Genomic DNA, 18,007 nt, shown 5'->3' with positions numbered 1-18,007 from the left:
GACAGCCCAGCGAATTCGGATATGTGATGTTTGCGATGCGTTGCGAACTTTCGGTTCATGTCATCTTCACCACCGCAATCTGCAGAAGCAAATTGCTTGGGTGTTATATGGTCAAGCCTCACGGGCAATTAGTATTGGTTAGCTCAACGCCTCACAGCGCTTACACACCCAACCTATCAACGTCGTAGTCTTCGACGGCCCTTTAGGGGATTCAAGATCCCAGTGAGATCTCATCTTGAGGCAAGTTTCCCGCTTAGATGCTTTCAGCGGTTATCTCTTCCGAACATAGCTACCCGGCAATGCCACTGGCGTGACAACCGGAACACCAGAGGTTCGTCCACTCCGGTCCTCTCGTACTAGGAGCAGCCCCTCTCAAATCTCAAACGTCCACGGCAGATAGGGACCGAACTGTCTCACGACGTTCTAAACCCAGCTCGCGTACCACTTTAAATGGCGAACAGCCATACCCTTGGGACCGGCTTCAGCCCCAGGATGTGATGAGCCGACATCGAGGTGCCAAACACCGCCGTCGATATGAACTCTTGGGCGGTATCAGCCTGTTATCCCCGGAGTACCTTTTATCCGTTGAGCGATGGCCCTTCCATACAGAACCACCGGATCACTAAGACCTACTTTCGTACCTGCTCGACGTGTGTGTCTCGCAGTCAAGCGCGCTTTTGCCTTTATACTCTACGACCGATTTCCGACCGGTCTGAGCGCACCTTCGTACTCCTCCGTTACTCTTTGGGAGGAGACCGCCCCAGTCAAACTACCCACCATACACTGTCCTCGATCCGGATGACGGACCTGAGTTAGAACCTCAAAGTTGCCAGGGTGGTATTTCAAGGATGGCTCCATGAGAACTGGCGTCCCCACTTCAAAGCCTCCCACCTATCCTACACAAGCAAATTCAAAGTCCAGTGCAAAGCTATAGTAAAGGTTCACGGGGTCTTTCCGTCTAGCCGCGGATACACTGCATCTTCACAGCGATTTCAATTTCACTGAGTCTCGGGTGGAGACAGCGCCGCCATCGTTACGCCATTCGTGCAGGTCGGAACTTACCCGACAAGGAATTTCGCTACCTTAGGACCGTTATAGTTACGGCCGCCGTTTACCGGGGCTTCGATCAAGAGCTTCGCTTGCGCTAACCCCATCAATTAACCTTCCGGCACCGGGCAGGCGTCACACCCTATACGTCCACTTTCGTGTTTGCAGAGTGCTGTGTTTTTAATAAACAGTCGCAGCGGCCTGGTATCTTCGACCAGCAAAAGCTTACGGGGCAAGCCCTTCACCTTCGCCGGCGCACCTTCTCCCGAAGTTACGGTGCCATTTTGCCTAGTTCCTTCACCCGAGTTCTCTCAAGCGCCTTGGTATTCTCTACCTAACCACCTGTGTCGGTTTGGGGTACGGTTCCCAGTTATCTGAAGCTTAGGAGCTTTTCTTGGAAGCATGGTATCAACCACTTCATCGCCTAAAGGCAACTCGTCATCAGCTCTCGGCCTTGAAATCCCGGATTTGCCTAAGATTTCAGCCTACCACCTTAAACCTGGACAACCAACGCCAGGCTGGCCTAACCTTCTCCGTCCCTCCATCGCAATAACTGGAAGTACAGGAATATTAACCTGTTTTCCATCGACTACGCTTTTCAGCCTCGCCTTAGGGACCGACTAACCCTGCGTCGATTAACGTTGCGCAGGAAACCTTGGTCTTTCGGCGTGCGAGTTTTTCACTCGCATTGTCGTTACTCATGTCAGCATTCGCACTTCTGATACCTCCAGCAAGCTTCTCAACTCACCTTCACAGGCTTACAGAACGCTCCTCTACCGCATCACCATAAGGTGATACCCGTAGCTTCGGTGCATGGTTTGAGCCCCGTTACATCTTCCGCGCAGGCCGACTCGACTAGTGAGCTATTACGCTTTCTTTAAAGGGTGGCTGCTTCTAAGCCAACCTCCTAGCTGTCTAAGCCTTCCCACATCGTTTCCCACTTAACCATGACTTTGGGACCTTAGCTGACGGTCTGGGTTGTTTCCCTTTTCACGACGGACGTTAGCACCCGCCGTGTGTCTCCCATGCTCGGCACTTGTAGGTATTCGGAGTTTGCATCGGTTTGGTAAGTCGGGATGACCCCCTAGCCGAAACAGTGCTCTACCCCCTACAGTGATACATGAGGCGCTACCTAAATAGCTTTCGAGGAGAACCAGCTATCTCCGAGCTTGATTAGCCTTTCACTCCGATCCACAGGTCATCCGCTAACTTTTCAACGGTAGTCGGTTCGGTCCTCCAGTCAGTGTTACCTAACCTTCAACCTGCCCATGGATAGATCGCCCGGTTTCGGGTCTATACCCAGCGACTAAACGCCCTATTAAGACTCGCTTTCGCTACGCCTCCCCTATTCGGTTAAGCTCGCCACTGAATATAAGTCGCTGACCCATTATACAAAAGGTACGCAGTCACCTAACAAAGTAGGCTCCCACTGCTTGTACGCATACGGTTTCAGGTTCTATTTCACTCCCCTCTCCGGGGTTCTTTTCGCCTTTCCCTCACGGTACTGGTTCACTATCGGTCAGTCAGTAGTATTTAGCCTTGGAGGATGGTCCCCCCATATTCAGACAAAGTTTCTCGTGCTCCGTCCTACTCGATTTCATTGACAAGAGATTTTCGTGTACGGGGCTATCACCCACTATGGCCGCACTTTCCAGAGCGTTCCACTAATCTCAAATCAACTTAAGGGCTGGTCCCCGTTCGCTCGCCACTACTAAGGGAATCTCGGTTGATTTCTTTTCCTCAGGGTACTTAGATGTTTCAGTTCCCCTGGTTCGCCTCTTGCACCTATGTATTCAGTACAAGATAACCAGCTTATGCTGGCTGGGTTCCCCCATTCAGAGATCTCTGGATCACAGTCTGTTTGCCGACTCCCCAAAGCTTTTCGCAGGCTACCACGTCTTTCATCGCCTCTGACTGCCAAGGCATCCACCGTATGCGCTTCTTCACTTGACCATATAACCCCAAGCAATCTGGTTATACTGTGAAGACGACATTCGCCGAAAATTCGCACGTTGCTCTTACGAGCAGAACTCACAAATTTTACCTTAGCCTGAATCCCAGCAGTGAAACTGGTCTTCAGTCTATTTCTATCACATATCCGAATTTTTAAAGAACGATCTGACAAAAGTCAGAAATCAACATTCACACCGGAATGTTCATTTCTGTGTTCTGAACAGTGCTGCAAACCTGAAGCCTGAAGGATTGGTGGAGCCAAGCGGGATCGAACCGCTGACCTCCTGCGTGCAAGGCAGGCGCTCTCCCAGCTGAGCTATGGCCCCGTATTCTACGGCTGAACCAAGTAATGGTAGGTCTGGGCAGATTTGAACTGCCGACCTCACCCTTATCAGGGGTGCGCTCTAACCAACTGAGCTACAGACCTATAACAGGGTCGCTTTACAACATCGTCTTTTACAATGAATCAAGCAATTCGTGTGGGAGCTCATCAGCAGGCTGATGTCGTCGATTAAGGAGGTGATCCAGCCGCAGGTTCCCCTACGGCTACCTTGTTACGACTTCACCCCAGTCATGAATCACACCGTGGTAACCGTCCCCCGAAGGTTAGACTAGCTACTTCTGGTGCAACCCACTCCCATGGTGTGACGGGCGGTGTGTACAAGGCCCGGGAACGTATTCACCGCGACATTCTGATTCGCGATTACTAGCGATTCCGACTTCACGCAGTCGAGTTGCAGACTGCGATCCGGACTACGATCGGTTTTGTGAGATTAGCTCCACCTCGCGGCTTGGCAACCCTCTGTACCGACCATTGTAGCACGTGTGTAGCCCAGGCCGTAAGGGCCATGATGACTTGACGTCATCCCCACCTTCCTCCGGTTTGTCACCGGCAGTCTCCTTAGAGTGCCCACCATAATGTGCTGGTAACTAAGGACAAGGGTTGCGCTCGTTACGGGACTTAACCCAACATCTCACGACACGAGCTGACGACAGCCATGCAGCACCTGTGTCAGAGTTCCCGAAGGCACCAATCCATCTCTGGAAAGTTCTCTGCATGTCAAGGCCTGGTAAGGTTCTTCGCGTTGCTTCGAATTAAACCACATGCTCCACCGCTTGTGCGGGCCCCCGTCAATTCATTTGAGTTTTAACCTTGCGGCCGTACTCCCCAGGCGGTCAACTTAATGCGTTAGCTGCGCCACTAAAATCTCAAGGATTCCAACGGCTAGTTGACATCGTTTACGGCGTGGACTACCAGGGTATCTAATCCTGTTTGCTCCCCACGCTTTCGCACCTCAGTGTCAGTATCAGTCCAGGTGGTCGCCTTCGCCACTGGTGTTCCTTCCTATATCTACGCATTTCACCGCTACACAGGAAATTCCACCACCCTCTACCGTACTCTAGCTTGCCAGTTTTGGATGCAGTTCCCAGGTTGAGCCCGGGGCTTTCACATCCAACTTAACAAACCACCTACGCGCGCTTTACGCCCAGTAATTCCGATTAACGCTTGCACCCTCTGTATTACCGCGGCTGCTGGCACAGAGTTAGCCGGTGCTTATTCTGTCGGTAACGTCAAAATTGCAGAGTATTAATCTACAACCCTTCCTCCCAACTTAAAGTGCTTTACAATCCGAAGACCTTCTTCACACACGCGGCATGGCTGGATCAGGCTTTCGCCCATTGTCCAATATTCCCCACTGCTGCCTCCCGTAGGAGTCTGGACCGTGTCTCAGTTCCAGTGTGACTGATCATCCTCTCAGACCAGTTACGGATCGTCGCCTTGGTGAGCCATTACCTCACCAACAAGCTAATCCGACCTAGGCTCATCTGATAGCGCAAGGCCCGAAGGTCCCCTGCTTTCTCCCGTAGGACGTATGCGGTATTAGCGTTCCTTTCGAAACGTTGTCCCCCACTACCAGGCAGATTCCTAGGCATTACTCACCCGTCCGCCGCTGAATCTAGGAGCAAGCTCCCGTCATCCGCTCGACTTGCATGTGTTAGGCCTGCCGCCAGCGTTCAATCTGAGCCATGATCAAACTCTTCAGTTCAATACTGCTTGGGTTTTTAAGAAACCCTAAACTTGGCTCAGCAACCTCAAATGACTATGTGATTTCTCGCACGGTCACTTGTGATGCTGATAAACTTTTTGACTATCAGTCCGTACTCACAAGCACCCACACGAATTGCTTGATTCGATTTGTTAAAGAGCGTGTGGCTGAGAGCGTTTCGTCTCAACCGAGGCGCGCATTCTACGCTTTCCTCACTGCCTGTCAAGCGTTTATTTTGAAGTTTATTTCGAGAAACTCGTTCAACTTCAAACACTTGACTCGCTTCGATCTCTCGTAGCGGGAGGCGAATTCTACAGCGTTTCAACACGCTGTCAACCTTCTTCTCAACCGCTGCCGATCTGTTCGATCGCAACCCTTACAGCACCACCCGAACTAGCTAACTCATTGAATCTCAAGGAGTTTCGCGTTCCGATGTCGCTGGAAGTGGGGCGCATTATAAGGGGATTCGAAACCGCGTCAACCTTTAATTTCATATAAATCAAAAGCAAAGCGGGGGGCTGCCGCCCCCCGCTTATCTATAGATGCAATGACCCGCTAGATCACCCCGGCCACCCGCAGTCGCTCCACTTCGGAATCCGGCACACTTAGCAGCGTCTTCAATACGCTCTCCGTATGCTCACCCAGAAGCGGTGGCGCATGCCTGTACTCAACAGGCGTCTGCGACAAGCGAATCGGCGAAGCGACCTGGGGCACTGTCCCCGCCAGCGGGTGCGCCATGGTCACCGCCAGTTCTCGCGCCACTACCTGGGGATCACTAAACACCTGCGCCAGGTCGTTGACGGGCCCGCACGGCACACCTACTGCTTCCAGATCACCCACCCACTGCGCCGTCGTTCTGAACACCGTCACCTGGCGGATCAAAGGCACTAGTTCGCCTCTATTGGCCACACGCGCCTTATTGGTAGCGAACCGCGGATCATCCGCCCACTGAGCATTTCCAGCCACCTCTGCAAACTTGCGAAACTGGCCATCGTTGCCCACGGTGAGAATGAAATCGCCATCGGCCGTGGGAAAGTCCTGATAAGGCACGATATTCGGGTGCGCATTGCCCAGTCGCCGCGGCGGCGCGCCCGTTGTCAGGTAATTCATCGCCTGATTGGCCAGACACGCCACCTGGACATCCAGCAGGGCCATGTCGATGTGCTGACCTTCACCACGCTGCCCCCGATGAGACAGTGCCGCCAGAATCGCCACCGTCGAATACAGCCCGGTAAGAATGTCCGTCAGCGCCACCCCAACCTTCACAGGCCCCGCGCCCACCTCACCCTCCGGCAGCCCTGTCAGGCTCATGAGCCCCCCAAGCCCCTGAATCATGAAGTCATAGCCCGCACGCTGCGCGTAGGGACCTGTCTGCCCGAACCCGGTGATCGAACAGTAGATGAGCTTCGGATTGACAGCCTTCAGGCTGGGATAATCCAACCCATAGCCCGCCAAGCCACCTACCTTGAAGTTTTCGATGACGATATCGCTCTTGGCAGCCAGCTCGCGAATCAGTCGCTGGCCATCGGCCTGGGTAAAGTCGATCGTGATCGAACGCTTGTTGCGGTTGGCCGCCAGATAATAGGCCGCCTCGCCGGTACTGCCGCCCTCGCTGTCCTTGAGATAAGGCGGCCCCCACGCCCGCGTGTCATCCCCCTTACCTGGGCGCTCGACCTTGATTACATCGGCACCCAGGTCCGCAAGGATCTGACCAGCCCATGGCCCCGCCAGTACCCGTGACAGATCCAGCACGCGTAGATGCGAAAGCGCTCCCATGACCGCCTCCTTATCAATAGAAAGCCTGGATACCCGTCTGCGCACGCCCCAGTATCAGAGCATGCACGTCATGGGTGCCTTCATAGGTATTCACCACCTCAAGGTTCACCAGATGACGCGCCACGCCGAATTCGTCCGAGATGCCATTACCGCCCAACATGTCACGCGCCATGCGGGCGATGTCCAGCGCCTTGCCACATGAGTTGCGCTTCATGATCGACGTGATCTCGACAGCAGCCGTGCCCTCATCCTTCATGCGCCCCAAGCGCAAGCAGCCTTGCAGCGCCAGTGTGATCTCGGTCTGCATGTCGGCCAGCTTCTTCTGAATCAGCTGGTTGGCCGCCAGCGGCCGGCCAAACTGCTGCCGGTCCAGGGTGTACTGCCGCGCTGTGTGCCAGCAGGCCTCGGCAGCGCCTAGCGCTCCCCAGGAAATCCCGTAGCGTGCAGAGTTCAGGCAAGTAAAAGGCCCCTTGAGCCCGCGCACCTCAGGGAACATGTTCTCCTCGGGCACAAACACGTTGTCCATCACAATCTCACCCGTCACGGAGGCGCGCAGCCCAACCTTGCCATGAATGGCCGGTGCACTCAGGCCCTCCCAGCCCTTTTCCAAAACGAAACCGCGGATGTCACCTGCATCATCCTTGCCCCATACCACGAACACATCAGCGATAGGACTGTTGGTGATCCACATCTTGCTACCGGTCAAGCGATAGCCGCCCTCGACTTTCCGGGCACGCGTGACCATCGACCCCGGGTCCGACCCATGGTTGGGCTCAGTAAGGCCAAAGCAACCAATCCACTCGCCACTGGCCAGCTTGGGCAAGTACTTCTGCTTCTGTGTTTCGGAGCCGAATTCATTGATCGGCACCATCACCAGCGACGACTGCACGCTCATCATCGAGCGATACCCCGAGTCGATGCGCTCTACCTCGCGTGCAATGAGCCCGTAACACACGTAGTTCAGACCGCTCCCACCGTACTGCTCCGGAATCGTGGCGCCCAGCAGCCCCACTTCACCCATCTCACGAAAGATCGCTGTATCTGTCTTCTCGTGACGGAACGCTTCAAGCACACGCGGAGCCAGCTTGTCCTGGGCGAACTGATAGGCACTGTCTCGAACCATGCGCTCCTCTTCAGTGAGCTGTTGATCCAGCAAGAGGGGGTCGATCCAGCTGAAGCTTGCTTTGGCGGCCATGAGTACATTTCTCCCAGACGGTGGATGACATATGCAGTGATCCTAGGCCGGGCTTGCGGCGAGGACAAACGACGTTTGTGCACCAAGGAGTGCTATTTTCTCACTCATAAATAAGTAAAAGCTCAAAAATCAATCATTCACGAGTGAGAGATAGGCATGCGTCGGAAGATACCCAGCACTACAGCCCTGGTTTGCTTCGAGGCTGCCGCACGCCACGAAAGCTTCACCAAGGCTGCTCAGGAACTGTCGCTGACCCAGGGTGCTGTGTGCAGGCAGATCGGCAGCCTTGAGGGCTTTTTGAACGTCGAGTTGTTCCGCCGCTCACACCGGGGCGTGAAGCTGACCGAGGCAGGGCTGTCCTATAGCCGGCAAGTGGCGGCGCAACTCGATGCGGTAGAGCGCGATACGCTGTCGGTGATGCGTCAGCAGGGCGCCAGCGTGATCGAGCTTGCAGTGGTGCCCACGTTCGGCACTCAATGGTTGCTGCCGCGCTTGATGGATTTCCAACAGCGCCAACCCGATGTCACGGTCAACCTGACCAATCGCACAAGGCCTTTCCTATTTGCCGATACCAGCTTCGATGCCGCCATCTACTTTGGTGACGGTGATTGGTCAGGCACTCAGTCGCACAGGCTGATGGGTGAAAATCCTGTCCCTGTCTGCAGCCCCGCATTGCTCGGTGGCAGGCAAACCCTCCAGGCTCACGACATTGCACAACTCCCCCTGCTGCAGCAAAGCACACGGCCTTATGCATGGCGCCAGTGGTTCAGCAGCGTCGGCATTTCTGTGGCAACCGACATGACCGGCCCCCGCCTTGAGCTTTTTTCAATGCTCGCACAAGCGGCCATGCACGCAATGGGGGTCGCGCTCATTCCACCCTTTCTGATTCAACGCGAGCTCGGCGAGGGTAGGTTGGTGGTCGCTAACAGGCATGTTCTACGTAGCGACAGGGCCTACTATCTGATGATTCCGGAGCGCAGGGTCGAATCGACCACGCTGAATGCATTCCGTGAGTGGCTGGTAGCGCAGGCGGCGAACTACGCGGACACCAAAGAAAGCTGACCCCGTAGTCAATTATCATTGACACCTACAGATATAATGATCTGTCGCATTTAAATAACTATATTGCAATGCTCCTGACGGTGATAAAGTACTTCCGCGTTCTTCAATCAGGCATCTTTTTGCGACATTCGCCTGCTTAAATACGAAAAATTCAGATTTTCCGCTGAAAATCGTCCTATTCTGCCGAGTAAAGATGCTTAAGTGCTTGCTACAGATTAGCTGCGACATCTGGTCACATGGTGACTTGTAGTTATTGTTTGGTTTCGCTCCAGATTCTATTGAAGCCCGTTCGGTTCGTCTGCAAAATGCTGTGCCCGCCCAGGATCGGGCGGTAAGGCCCTTAGCCGCTCCGGCGCACCCTACGAAGTGCGCTGGCCTCACAAATATAAAAAAGGTCATCGCAGGAGAAATAGTCGTGCACATTGGTGTTCCGCTCGAGACGCAGGCCGGCGAGACAAGGGTCGCCGCGACGCCTGAAACCATCAAGAAACTGATAGGTCAGGGTCATCAGGTTACGGTCCAGCAAGGCGCTGGGGTCAATGCCAGCATTCCGGACAGCGCCTACGAAGCTGTCGGTGCCCGCCTGGGCTCGGCGGCTGAAGCCTATGGCGCGCAGTTGGTGCTCAAGGTAGTCGCGCCAACCGATGATGAATTGGCGCTGATGAGCAGCGGCAGCCTTCTGGTCGGCATGCTCAACCCGTTCAATAACGACATTATCGCCAAAATGGCCGCGCGCGGCCTCACGGCTTTTGCGCTGGAGGCCGCGCCCCGAACTTCCCGGGCACAAAGCCTGGACGTGCTTTCGTCCCAAGCCAACATCGCCGGCTACAAGGCTGTATTGCTGGCCGCGCATCACTATCCGCGCTTCATGCCGATGCTGATGACAGCCGCCGGCACGGTGAAGGCCGCGCGCGTCTTGATCCTGGGGGCAGGGGTGGCGGGGCTGCAAGCGATTGCGACGGCCAAGCGTCTTGGCGCCGTCATCGAGGCATCGGACGTGCGCCCTGCGGTGAAGGAGCAGATCGAATCGCTCGGCGCCAAGTTCATCGATGTACCGTACGAGACCGATGAGGAGCGCGACTGCGCCCAAGGCGTCGGCGGCTACGCCAGGCCCATGCCGGCAAGCTGGATGCAGCGCCAGGCTCAGTCCGTACACGAGCGCGCTCGGCAAGCAGACATCGTCATTACCACCGCACTGATCCCGGGCCGCAAGGCGCCTACCCTGTTGAGCGCCGACACGGTTGCCCAGATGAAACCAGGTTCGGTGGTCATCGACCTGGCAGCGGCCCAAGGCGGCAACTGTCCATTGACCGTGGCCGACGAGGTCGTACATGCCCATGGTGTCACCATCGTGGGCCCAACGAACCTGCCAGCCCTGGTCGCAGCGGACGCTTCGACCCTTTACGCACGCAACCTGCTGGACTTCACGAAACTGCTGTTCGACAAGGACGGCGCCCTGACCATCAACCTCGAAGACGACATTGTCGCGGCCTGCCTGATGTGCCGCGACGGTCAAATCGTCCGCAAGAACGGCTGAGGAGCACGACAAATGGAAGACATGCTGATTTCCCATGGCATTTATAACCTCATCATTTTCGTGCTGGCCATTTATGTGGGTTATCACGTGGTCTGGAACGTTACACCGGCCTTGCACACCCCGCTGATGGCAGTCACCAACGCAATATCGGCCATCGTTATCGTTGGTGCCATGCTCGCCGCTGCGCTGACGGTCACACCTGCCGGAAAGGTGATGGGCACGCTCGCCGTGGCCCTGGCTGCAGTCAACGTGTTTGGCGGGTTCCTGGTCACCCGCCGCATGCTTGAAATGTTCAAGAAAAAGGTCAAGAACGAGGGGCAGAAGTCAGCATGAGCATGAATCTGGTAACGCTTCTGTATCTGGTCGCTTCGGTGTGTTTCATCCAGGCGCTCAAGGGCCTGTCCCATCCCACTACATCCCGGCGTGGCAACCTGTTCGGCATGATCGGCATGGGTATCGCGATCCTCACCACGGTCGGCCTCATCTATAAGCTCGGCGCTGAGCTGGCCACGGCCGGCATCGGCTATGTGATCGTCGGGTTGCTGGTGGGCGGCACCGCGGGCTCGGTGATGGCCAAACGTGTCGAGATGACCAAGATGCCTGAGCTGGTCGCCTTCATGCACAGCATGATCGGCCTTGCCGCGGTATTCATCGCCATTGCCGCGGTGCTCGAGCCCCAGTCGATGGGCATCGTCGCTGCCATCAGCGATCCGATCCCTACGGGCAACCGCCTGGAGCTGTTCCTGGGGGCAGCCATTGGTGCCATTACCTTCTCGGGCTCGGTGATCGCCTTCGGCAAGTTGTCGGGCAAATACAAGTTCCGTCTGTTCCAGGGTGCGCCGGTGCAGTTTGCCGGTCAGCACAAGCTCAACCTCATTCTCGGCCTGACTACCATTGCGCTGGGGCTGCTGTTCACCTTCACCGGCCACTACAGCGCCTTCACCCTCATGCTGGTTCTGGCGTTCATCATGGGCGTGCTGATCATCATCCCGATCGGCGGGGCGGACATGCCGGTAGTGGTGTCGATGCTCAACAGCTACTCGGGCTGGGCGGCGGCAGGGATCGGCTTCTCGCTGAACAACTCCATGTTGATCATCGCCGGTTCGCTGGTAGGCTCGTCCGGGGCGATTCTGTCCTACATCATGTGCAAGGCCATGAACCGCTCGTTCTTCAATGTCATCCTAGGCGGCTTTGGTGGTGATGCCGAAGCTGGCGCTGCCCAAGGGTCCACGGAGCAGCGCCCGGTGAAATCCGGTTCGGCCGACGATGCGACCTTCCTGCTGAGCAACGCCGACAGCGTGATCATCGTTCCCGGCTATGGCCTGGCCGTAGCACGCGCCCAGCACGCGCTCAAGGAACTGACCGAGAAGCTCACGCACAACGGCGTCACCGTCAAATACGCCATTCACCCGGTGGCAGGACGCATGCCCGGGCACATGAACGTGCTGTTGGCAGAAGCCGAAGTACCCTACGATCAAGTGTTCGAGATGGAAGACATCAATGCCGAGTTCGGCCAGGCCGACGTAGTCCTGGTATTGGGCGCAAACGACGTGGTCAACCCGGCCGCCAAGAATGACCCCAAGTCACCCATTGCCGGCATGCCGATTCTCGAAGCCTTCAAGGCCAAGACCATCATCGTCAACAAGCGCTCCATGGCCAGCGGCTACGCCGGCCTGGACAACGAGCTGTTCTACCTCGACAAGACCATGATGGTATTCGGCGATGCCAAGAAGGTCATCGAAGACATGGTCAAGGCCGTGGAGTGAGACAGGTTCGGTTCTGACCCTGTGAACGAGAAGCCCTGGTCGGTAACGGCCAGGGCTTTTTCATTTATTGATCCGGATCAACGGCCATGAAGCGGCGAGGGTAATACGACCATGGTCGCGGGACGGCACCGGTCTAAATCACTAGACTGCGCTGCAGTAGCTTAGTAGCCCGAGATAACAATCCATGTACCGTGATCGCATCCGCTTGTCCTCCCTGCATAGCAAGGTAATGAGTGCGGCCGACGCCGCTGGCCTGATCGAGGACGGCATGACCGTCGGCATGAGCGGCTTCACCCGCGCCGGTGAAGCCAAGGCCGTCCCCCACGCGCTGGCCGAACGCGCCAAGCAGTCGCCACTGCAAATCAGCCTGATGACCGGCGCGAGCCTTGGCAACGACCTGGACAAACAGCTGACCGAAGCCGGTGTACTGGCCCGCCGCATGCCATTCCAGGTGGACAGTACGCTGCGCAAGGCCATCAACGATGGCAAGGTCATGTTCATCGACCAGCACCTGTCGGAGACCGTCGAGCAACTGCGCAACCAGCAACTGAAGCTGCCCGACATTGCCGTGATCGAAGCGGTGGCCATCACCGAGCAGGGGCATATTGTGCCGACCACCTCGGTTGGCAACTCGGCAAGTTTTGCGATCTTTGCCAAGAAAGTGATCGTCGAGATCAATTTGTCGCACAACCCGAATCTGGAAGGGCTGCACGACATCTATATACCTACGTACCGTCCTACTCGTACGCCCATCCCATTGGTTAAGGTAGACGACCGCATCGGCAGTACCGCCATTGCCATCGACCCTGCCAAGATCGTGGGCATCGTCATCAGTGACCAGCCCGATTCGCCCTCGACGGTGCTGCCACCCGATGACGAAACCCAAGGCATTGCCGACCACCTGATCAGCTTCCTGAAGAAAGAGGTGGAAGCAGGGCGCATGACCAACCGGTTGGGCCCCTTGCAGGCGGGGATCGGCAGCATTGCCAACGCCGTGATGTGCGGGCTCATCGACTCGCCGTTCGAAGACCTGACCATGTACTCCGAGGTGCTGCAGGACTCCACCTTCGACTTGATCGATGCGGGCAAGCTGCGCTTCGCCTCCGGCAGCTCCATCACCCTGTCCAGTCGCCGCAACGCCGACGTGTTCGGCAACCTGGAAAAGTACAAGGACAAGCTGGTGCTGCGCCCGCAGGAAATCTCCAACCACCCCGAAGTGGTTCGGCGCCTTGGCATCATCGGTATCAACACTGCCCTGGAATTCGACCTCTATGGCAACGTCAACTCCACGCATGTCTGCGGCACCCGAATGATGAACGGCATTGGGGGTTCCGGCGACTTCGCCCGTAATGCACACCTGGCCGTATTCGTGACCAAGTCGATTGCCAAGGGCGGCGCCATCTCGAGTGTGGTCCCTATGGTCAGCCATGTGGACCATACCGAGCATGACGTGGACATTCTGGTCACCGAGCAAGGTCTGGCCGACTTGCGCGGCCTGGCTCCTCGGGAACGCGCCAGGGCGATCATCGACAACTGCGTGCACCCTGACTATCGCGCGGCCTTGAACGACTACTTCGAGCGCGCTTGCCTGCGGGGCGGGCACACGCCGCACATCTTGCGTGAAGCGCTGGCATGGCATGAAAACCTGGAAGAAACAGGTCGCATGCTTGCCCTGTAACACGCTCTGAAGTACGCAGAAACATCAAAGGGTCGCTTGGCGACCCTTTTTTGCGTGATCAACAAAACAGATACCAGCAAGACTCTATAAAACTGTACTACTGTACTGTTTTTTTAACTCAAGCATGTCAACAAACCAAGCGGATTGTATAAATTTGCACCATATTTGTGCGCACCAGTACAGTTAAGCCACTTTCGAGTGCAACAGTAGCGTTACACAGTTAACTGGCTTGCCGTCTTTACCTGCAACTGTATCTACTGTTATGGACAAGAGGGGAGGATCATTGGCATCAGTTAAATCACTATCTAATGCCGCCATAAGCGGAAGGATGATCATCATGGAACGTACCCTCAGTTCCGGTCTGGTTTTTGAAAGCACCGCCAAGCAATCCAACGCTTCGTTCCCCCTGCGCGTAGCTTCCACTCTGCTGCTTTGGCAGCGTCGTATGGCCAGCCGTCGTCAACTGGCTCGCTTGGATGCACGCCTGCTGGCAGACGCCGGTATCAGCGAATCGCAGCGCTACGAAGAGTTGAGCAAGCCTTTCTGGCGCTAAGCGCCTTTGCCAGCCTGACTGGCAGCGTTAATCTCAAAAACCCGTCGCAGGGCCCTGCGACGGGTTTTTTGCTTCTGCTTTAAAGAAAATCCGCGCGACCGGTACAGTTCCTTTAATTGATTTCTCAGGCATAACAGTTGAGCAGCCTTCTATCATTAACATCTTGATACAGCACAGCGTGATACGCTTCGCTTTACTGTCTGGTAGAACCGACTGTCATACCCTAGGCAGGGGCCGTTGCCCACGTTCCCAGCTGGATTTCCTTACACCAGGAGCTTACGTTCATGACCCGTAATTACCTCATTGGCGCTGCGCTGATGCTTGGCCTGGCTGGTACAGCCAGTGCCAGCAGTTTCGTCGTCACCACCGACACCGTGGTACGAGGCGTCGCTGCCTCTACCAACGCCACCTCAGATGCGTCTTCATCTTTGCGCGACAACAAAATCGTGCAAGCAGCCCGCGACGACGCCGCCAGCTTCGTCGCCAGCCAGGGCAGCATCCGAGGCGCCAAACTCGAAAGCGCGCTGGCTCACATCCGTGCCCAGGCACCTGCCTTGCACGCCAGCGACGAGCAGCTGGCTCAAGCCATCCTGGCTCTCTGAGTCAGCAGGCCGTCCCCAACTGATCGCTCATGCGTTTTCTGCTATTACCCCTGCTCTGGATCGCAGGCATGGCCACGGCTCACGCGCTGGACACCACCACCCAAGGCCTGGTGATCTCGGGTTACGTCACGACCCAGGTCACCACTGCACCTTTTGATCGCAAGCTCATAAGCGCAGCGCGCGACGATGCGGCAGTGTTCGTCGCCACCGAGGGTCGTGTGCGCGGCGCACGGCTTGAGGCAGCCCTTGAAGCCATTCGCGTGCATAAACCCGCGCGCTTTGCCAGCGACCTGGAACTGGCGCGAGCAATCCTCGTCGAATGAGTATCCTTTTCCTCCCCAGTATTTTCGGAGATGCTCCATGCGTAAACCGCTGATTGCCGCTACTCTCGGCATGTTTCTGCTGGCCGACCTGGCCCAGGCCCAGACCTTGGTGGCCACCAGCAACATCATCGTGCGCGCCTTTGGCCGTTCGATCGACTTCACGTCAGATACCACGACATCCATTCGCGATTCCAAAGTGGTACGTGAAGCTCACGACGATGCAGCCAGCTTCGTAGCCAGTAACGGCGATATCCGTGGCGCGCAACTGGAAGCGGCGTTCACGACGTTGCGCGAGCGTGTACCGCAGGCACGCGATGCCAGTGACCAGGTATTGGCCGAAGCTATTCTCGCGCTGTGAAGTCACTGCGTGCCGGGTGGTTCGGCTGCCTTCTGACACTGCTTGGCACGCCCGCGCTTGCAGACTTGCACCTTGACCTGCAAACCGCCGACCTGACCCCGCAGCAGGTCAGCGCCAGCCAGGCGCTGCTCGACCAAGCGATGGCCAGCCTGCCACCCTCGTTCAAACAGCGGCTTGATCGCACCGTCAGCGTCAGTTGGAGCGACCAGATGCCGCCTGACGCCTACGGCCAGGCATCATTGGTATCCAGCTTGATGCTCAATCGGCGCCTGCTGCCAAGCCTTTCCGACGGCACCGCGACCACCGAGCTGACGCATCGCCCCCATGGCACTGTGCGCAACGAACTGTTGGCGACCGTGGTGCACGAGCTCACTCATATCTACGACCGCGCCCGGTTATGGCCGGGGCAACAGCATCCCGTGCTCACTCGATGCAACCGCCTGCAAGGCACTGTCGGGAACATCGGCCTGCCCGGAGAGTGCCGCGGCCAGGCGGGGCGACGGTTCACGCTCAGCGATGACCCACGTCTGTTGGACCTCGCCGGCTGGCCCCAGTACGTAGGCCGGCGCGGCGAACGCGAACAGCATAACGGCCAGTTCGTGCGCAGCCCCGACCGCTACGAGCTGAGCAGCCCGAAGGAATACGTCGCGGTCAATATGGAGTACTTCCTTCTTGACCCTAGCTATGGCTGTCGCCGCCCCGCGCTCAATCGGTACCTGACACAACATTTTGGCTGGAGCCCACCCCAGGACGCCTGCGCCAAAGGCCTGCCGTTCATCAATGCCGGTAGCGACTTCGCGCGCCAACCCCTGGGTGAAGTCGACCCCGAGCGGGTGTACGAGGTGGATTACCTGCTGGCCGAGGCCAACCAGAACCTGGTCAGCCGCTGGGGGCACAGCATGCTGCGCTTGGTCATCTGCAAACCCGGCCGGCCACGAGGCCCGGACTGCCGCCTGGATCTCGATCAAAGCCTGGTGCTCTCGTACCGCGCTTTCGTCAACGACGTCCAGTTGTCCAGTTGGGATGGGCTGGTCGGCGTCTACCCCTCGCGGTTGTTCGTGCTGCCGCTGGGGCAGGTGATCGATGAATACACCAAGACCGAACTGCGCAGCCTGGCCTCGGTGCCGCTCAAGCTCAATCGAGAGGAGATCGAGAACCTGGTCCGCCAGGCCGCTGAGATGCACTGGAGCTACGACGGCAACTACTGGTTCCTGTCCAATAACTGCGCGGTGGAATCGCTGAAGCTGCTGCGCAGCGGTACCGCCAACCCAAAACTCAACGACCTCGACAGCATCATGCCCAATGGCCTGCTGGCCGTGCTCGATGGGCGTGGGCTGGCTGACACCAGCGTGCTGGACGATCCGCGGGAGGCGCTGCGCCTTGGCTACCGCTTCGACTCGTACCGCGACCGTTATCAGGCCATGTTCGACGTCCTGAAGAAGCAGCTGCCGGTGAAGCAGACCAAGGTGGAGGATTGGTTGGCCCTGGACGCCGAACAACGCAAGCCCTGGTTCGACCAGGCTGACCTGCGCACCAGTGCAGCCTTGCTGCTTCTGGAACAGGCGGGCCTGCGACGGCAACTGCTATTGGCCCAGGACGAGGTCAAGCAACGCTACCTCAATGCCGCAGCGCTCAAGGATGGCAGCGTCGACAAGGCTGATGCCACCCTCAAGCAGATGCTCGCCAACAGCGGTTTCCTGAGCCGCCCGGCTGAACTGCTCGATACCACCGGCTACGGACTGCCGCAGCAAGCAGAGCGGGTTCACCTGGAAAAGGTCAGCAGCGAACGCCAGGCGCAGCTGCTGCGCTTGAGTACCAACCTGGACAAGGAGGTGAGGGCGCTACTCGAGCCTTCCCGTGCAAGGCAGATAGCGGCAGTCGAAGCTAACGTGAAGCACATCGCAGAGCATCTTCGCGCGTTGCACAAGGCAGCGGGTGGGCTGCAGCTGTAGCGGCACGACAGCCCACTCACGCGCCTTCCCTACCTTTTGTCACCCTTGTTCGAGCGAAAGCTGGCTGAAAGCTTGCCCGCATAGGATAGCCCCATTGCCGGCACAGACCGGTCAGCCAGGGCGAGGTACGTGCTCCGCCCGGCGCATCCAACAACAA

13 protein-coding genes, 2 tRNA genes and 2 rRNA genes are annotated in these 18,007 nt (G+C 57.2%); 10 read left to right on the top strand and 7 right to left on the bottom strand.

Features of this window, described 5'->3' with window-relative positions:
* Positions 1-107: 107 nt before the first annotated feature.
* The 6 genes from CWR53_RS00630 to CWR53_RS00605 all read right to left on the bottom strand — a co-directional run bounded on the left by CWR53_RS00630 (position 108) and on the right by CWR53_RS00605 (position 8,019).
* A 23S ribosomal RNA gene (locus CWR53_RS00630) occupies positions 108-3,000 on the bottom strand.
* A gap of 250 nt (positions 3,001-3,250) precedes the next feature.
* Positions 3,251-3,326: transfer RNA gene (locus CWR53_RS00625), tRNA-Ala, on the bottom strand.
* A gap of 24 nt (positions 3,327-3,350) precedes the next feature.
* Positions 3,351-3,427, bottom strand: a tRNA-Ile gene (locus tag CWR53_RS00620).
* A gap of 85 nt (positions 3,428-3,512) precedes the next feature.
* Positions 3,513-5,048: ribosomal RNA gene (locus CWR53_RS00615) — 16S ribosomal RNA — on the bottom strand.
* Together the 16S and 23S rRNA genes with 2 tRNA genes alongside form the textbook arrangement of a ribosomal RNA operon.
* Before the next feature lie 555 nt (positions 5,049-5,603).
* A complete protein-coding gene (locus CWR53_RS00610) occupies positions 5,604-6,824 on the bottom strand; it encodes a CaiB/BaiF CoA-transferase family protein (RefSeq protein ID WP_100850565.1) in 1,221 nt (406 codons plus the stop codon).
* A gap of 13 nt (positions 6,825-6,837) precedes the next feature.
* The gene (locus CWR53_RS00605) at positions 6,838-8,019 is read right to left on the bottom strand and encodes an acyl-CoA dehydrogenase (RefSeq protein ID WP_100850564.1); all 1,182 of its coding nucleotides are present in this window, start codon (positions 8,017-8,019) and stop codon (positions 6,838-6,840) included.
* A gap of 156 nt (positions 8,020-8,175) precedes the next feature.
* Between CWR53_RS00605 and CWR53_RS00600 the strand changes: the two genes are divergently transcribed.
* The 5 genes from CWR53_RS00600 to CWR53_RS00580 all read left to right on the top strand — a co-directional run bounded on the left by CWR53_RS00600 (position 8,176) and on the right by CWR53_RS00580 (position 14,062).
* Complete coding sequence (locus tag CWR53_RS00600) at positions 8,176-9,081, top strand: LysR family transcriptional regulator (RefSeq protein ID WP_058603708.1); 906 nt, start codon at positions 8,176-8,178, stop codon at positions 9,079-9,081.
* A 415-nt stretch (positions 9,082-9,496) separates the two neighbouring features.
* Positions 9,497-10,618: a Re/Si-specific NAD(P)(+) transhydrogenase subunit alpha gene (locus tag CWR53_RS00595; RefSeq protein WP_100850563.1), complete on the top strand. Its 1,122-nt coding sequence runs from the start codon at positions 9,497-9,499 to the stop codon at positions 10,616-10,618.
* A 12-nt stretch (positions 10,619-10,630) separates the two neighbouring features.
* Positions 10,631-10,951, top strand: a complete 321-nt coding sequence (locus CWR53_RS00590; protein WP_023532697.1) for an NAD(P) transhydrogenase subunit alpha — start codon at positions 10,631-10,633, stop codon at positions 10,949-10,951.
* On the top strand, positions 10,948-12,384 hold the full coding sequence (locus CWR53_RS00585; protein WP_027913213.1) for an NAD(P)(+) transhydrogenase (Re/Si-specific) subunit beta: 1,437 nt from the start codon (positions 10,948-10,950) through the stop codon (positions 12,382-12,384). The genes CWR53_RS00590 and CWR53_RS00585 overlap by 4 nt, the downstream gene beginning before the upstream one ends.
* 184 nt (positions 12,385-12,568) lie before the next feature.
* Positions 12,569-14,062: an acetyl-CoA hydrolase/transferase family protein gene (locus CWR53_RS00580; RefSeq protein WP_058603706.1), complete on the top strand. Its 1,494-nt coding sequence runs from the start codon at positions 12,569-12,571 to the stop codon at positions 14,060-14,062.
* A 183-nt stretch (positions 14,063-14,245) separates the two neighbouring features.
* Here the strand turns inward: CWR53_RS00580 and CWR53_RS22865 are convergent, their stop codons facing one another.
* Complete coding sequence (locus CWR53_RS22865) at positions 14,246-14,401, bottom strand: hypothetical protein (protein ID WP_167340202.1); 156 nt, start codon at positions 14,399-14,401, stop codon at positions 14,246-14,248.
* On the opposite strand from CWR53_RS22865, the gene CWR53_RS00575 reads away from it, so the two are divergent.
* The 5 genes from CWR53_RS00575 (at position 14,400) to CWR53_RS00555 (ending at position 17,850) form a co-directional block, all read left to right on the top strand.
* Positions 14,400-14,615: a DUF1127 domain-containing protein gene (locus CWR53_RS00575; protein ID WP_027913215.1), complete on the top strand. Its 216-nt coding sequence runs from the start codon at positions 14,400-14,402 to the stop codon at positions 14,613-14,615. The genes CWR53_RS22865 and CWR53_RS00575 overlap by 2 nt on opposite strands.
* Positions 14,616-14,899: 284 nt before the next feature.
* The gene (locus CWR53_RS00570) at positions 14,900-15,217 is read left to right on the top strand and encodes a DUF2388 domain-containing protein (RefSeq protein ID WP_058603705.1); all 318 of its coding nucleotides are present in this window, start codon (positions 14,900-14,902) and stop codon (positions 15,215-15,217) included.
* Positions 15,218-15,246: 29 nt separating this feature from the next.
* Positions 15,247-15,540, top strand: a complete 294-nt coding sequence (locus CWR53_RS00565) for a DUF2388 domain-containing protein (protein WP_100850562.1) — start codon at positions 15,247-15,249, stop codon at positions 15,538-15,540.
* 37 nt (positions 15,541-15,577) lie between these two features.
* Positions 15,578-15,898: a DUF2388 domain-containing protein gene (locus tag CWR53_RS00560; protein ID WP_058603703.1), complete on the top strand. Its 321-nt coding sequence runs from the start codon at positions 15,578-15,580 to the stop codon at positions 15,896-15,898.
* 5 nt (positions 15,899-15,903) lie between these two features.
* On the top strand, positions 15,904-17,850 hold the full coding sequence (locus CWR53_RS00555) for a DUF4105 domain-containing protein (RefSeq protein ID WP_375335510.1): 1,947 nt from the start codon (positions 15,904-15,906) through the stop codon (positions 17,848-17,850).
* Positions 17,851-18,007 lie beyond the last annotated feature (157 nt).

Origin of the sequence: Pseudomonas sp. SGAir0191 (assembly GCF_002812565.2) — a bacterium.
Lineage (GTDB): Bacteria > Pseudomonadota > Gammaproteobacteria > Pseudomonadales > Pseudomonadaceae > Aquipseudomonas > Aquipseudomonas parafulva_B.
The sequence above is the reverse complement of the archived record's forward strand: the minus strand, read 5'-3'. Positions and strand labels throughout refer to the sequence as shown.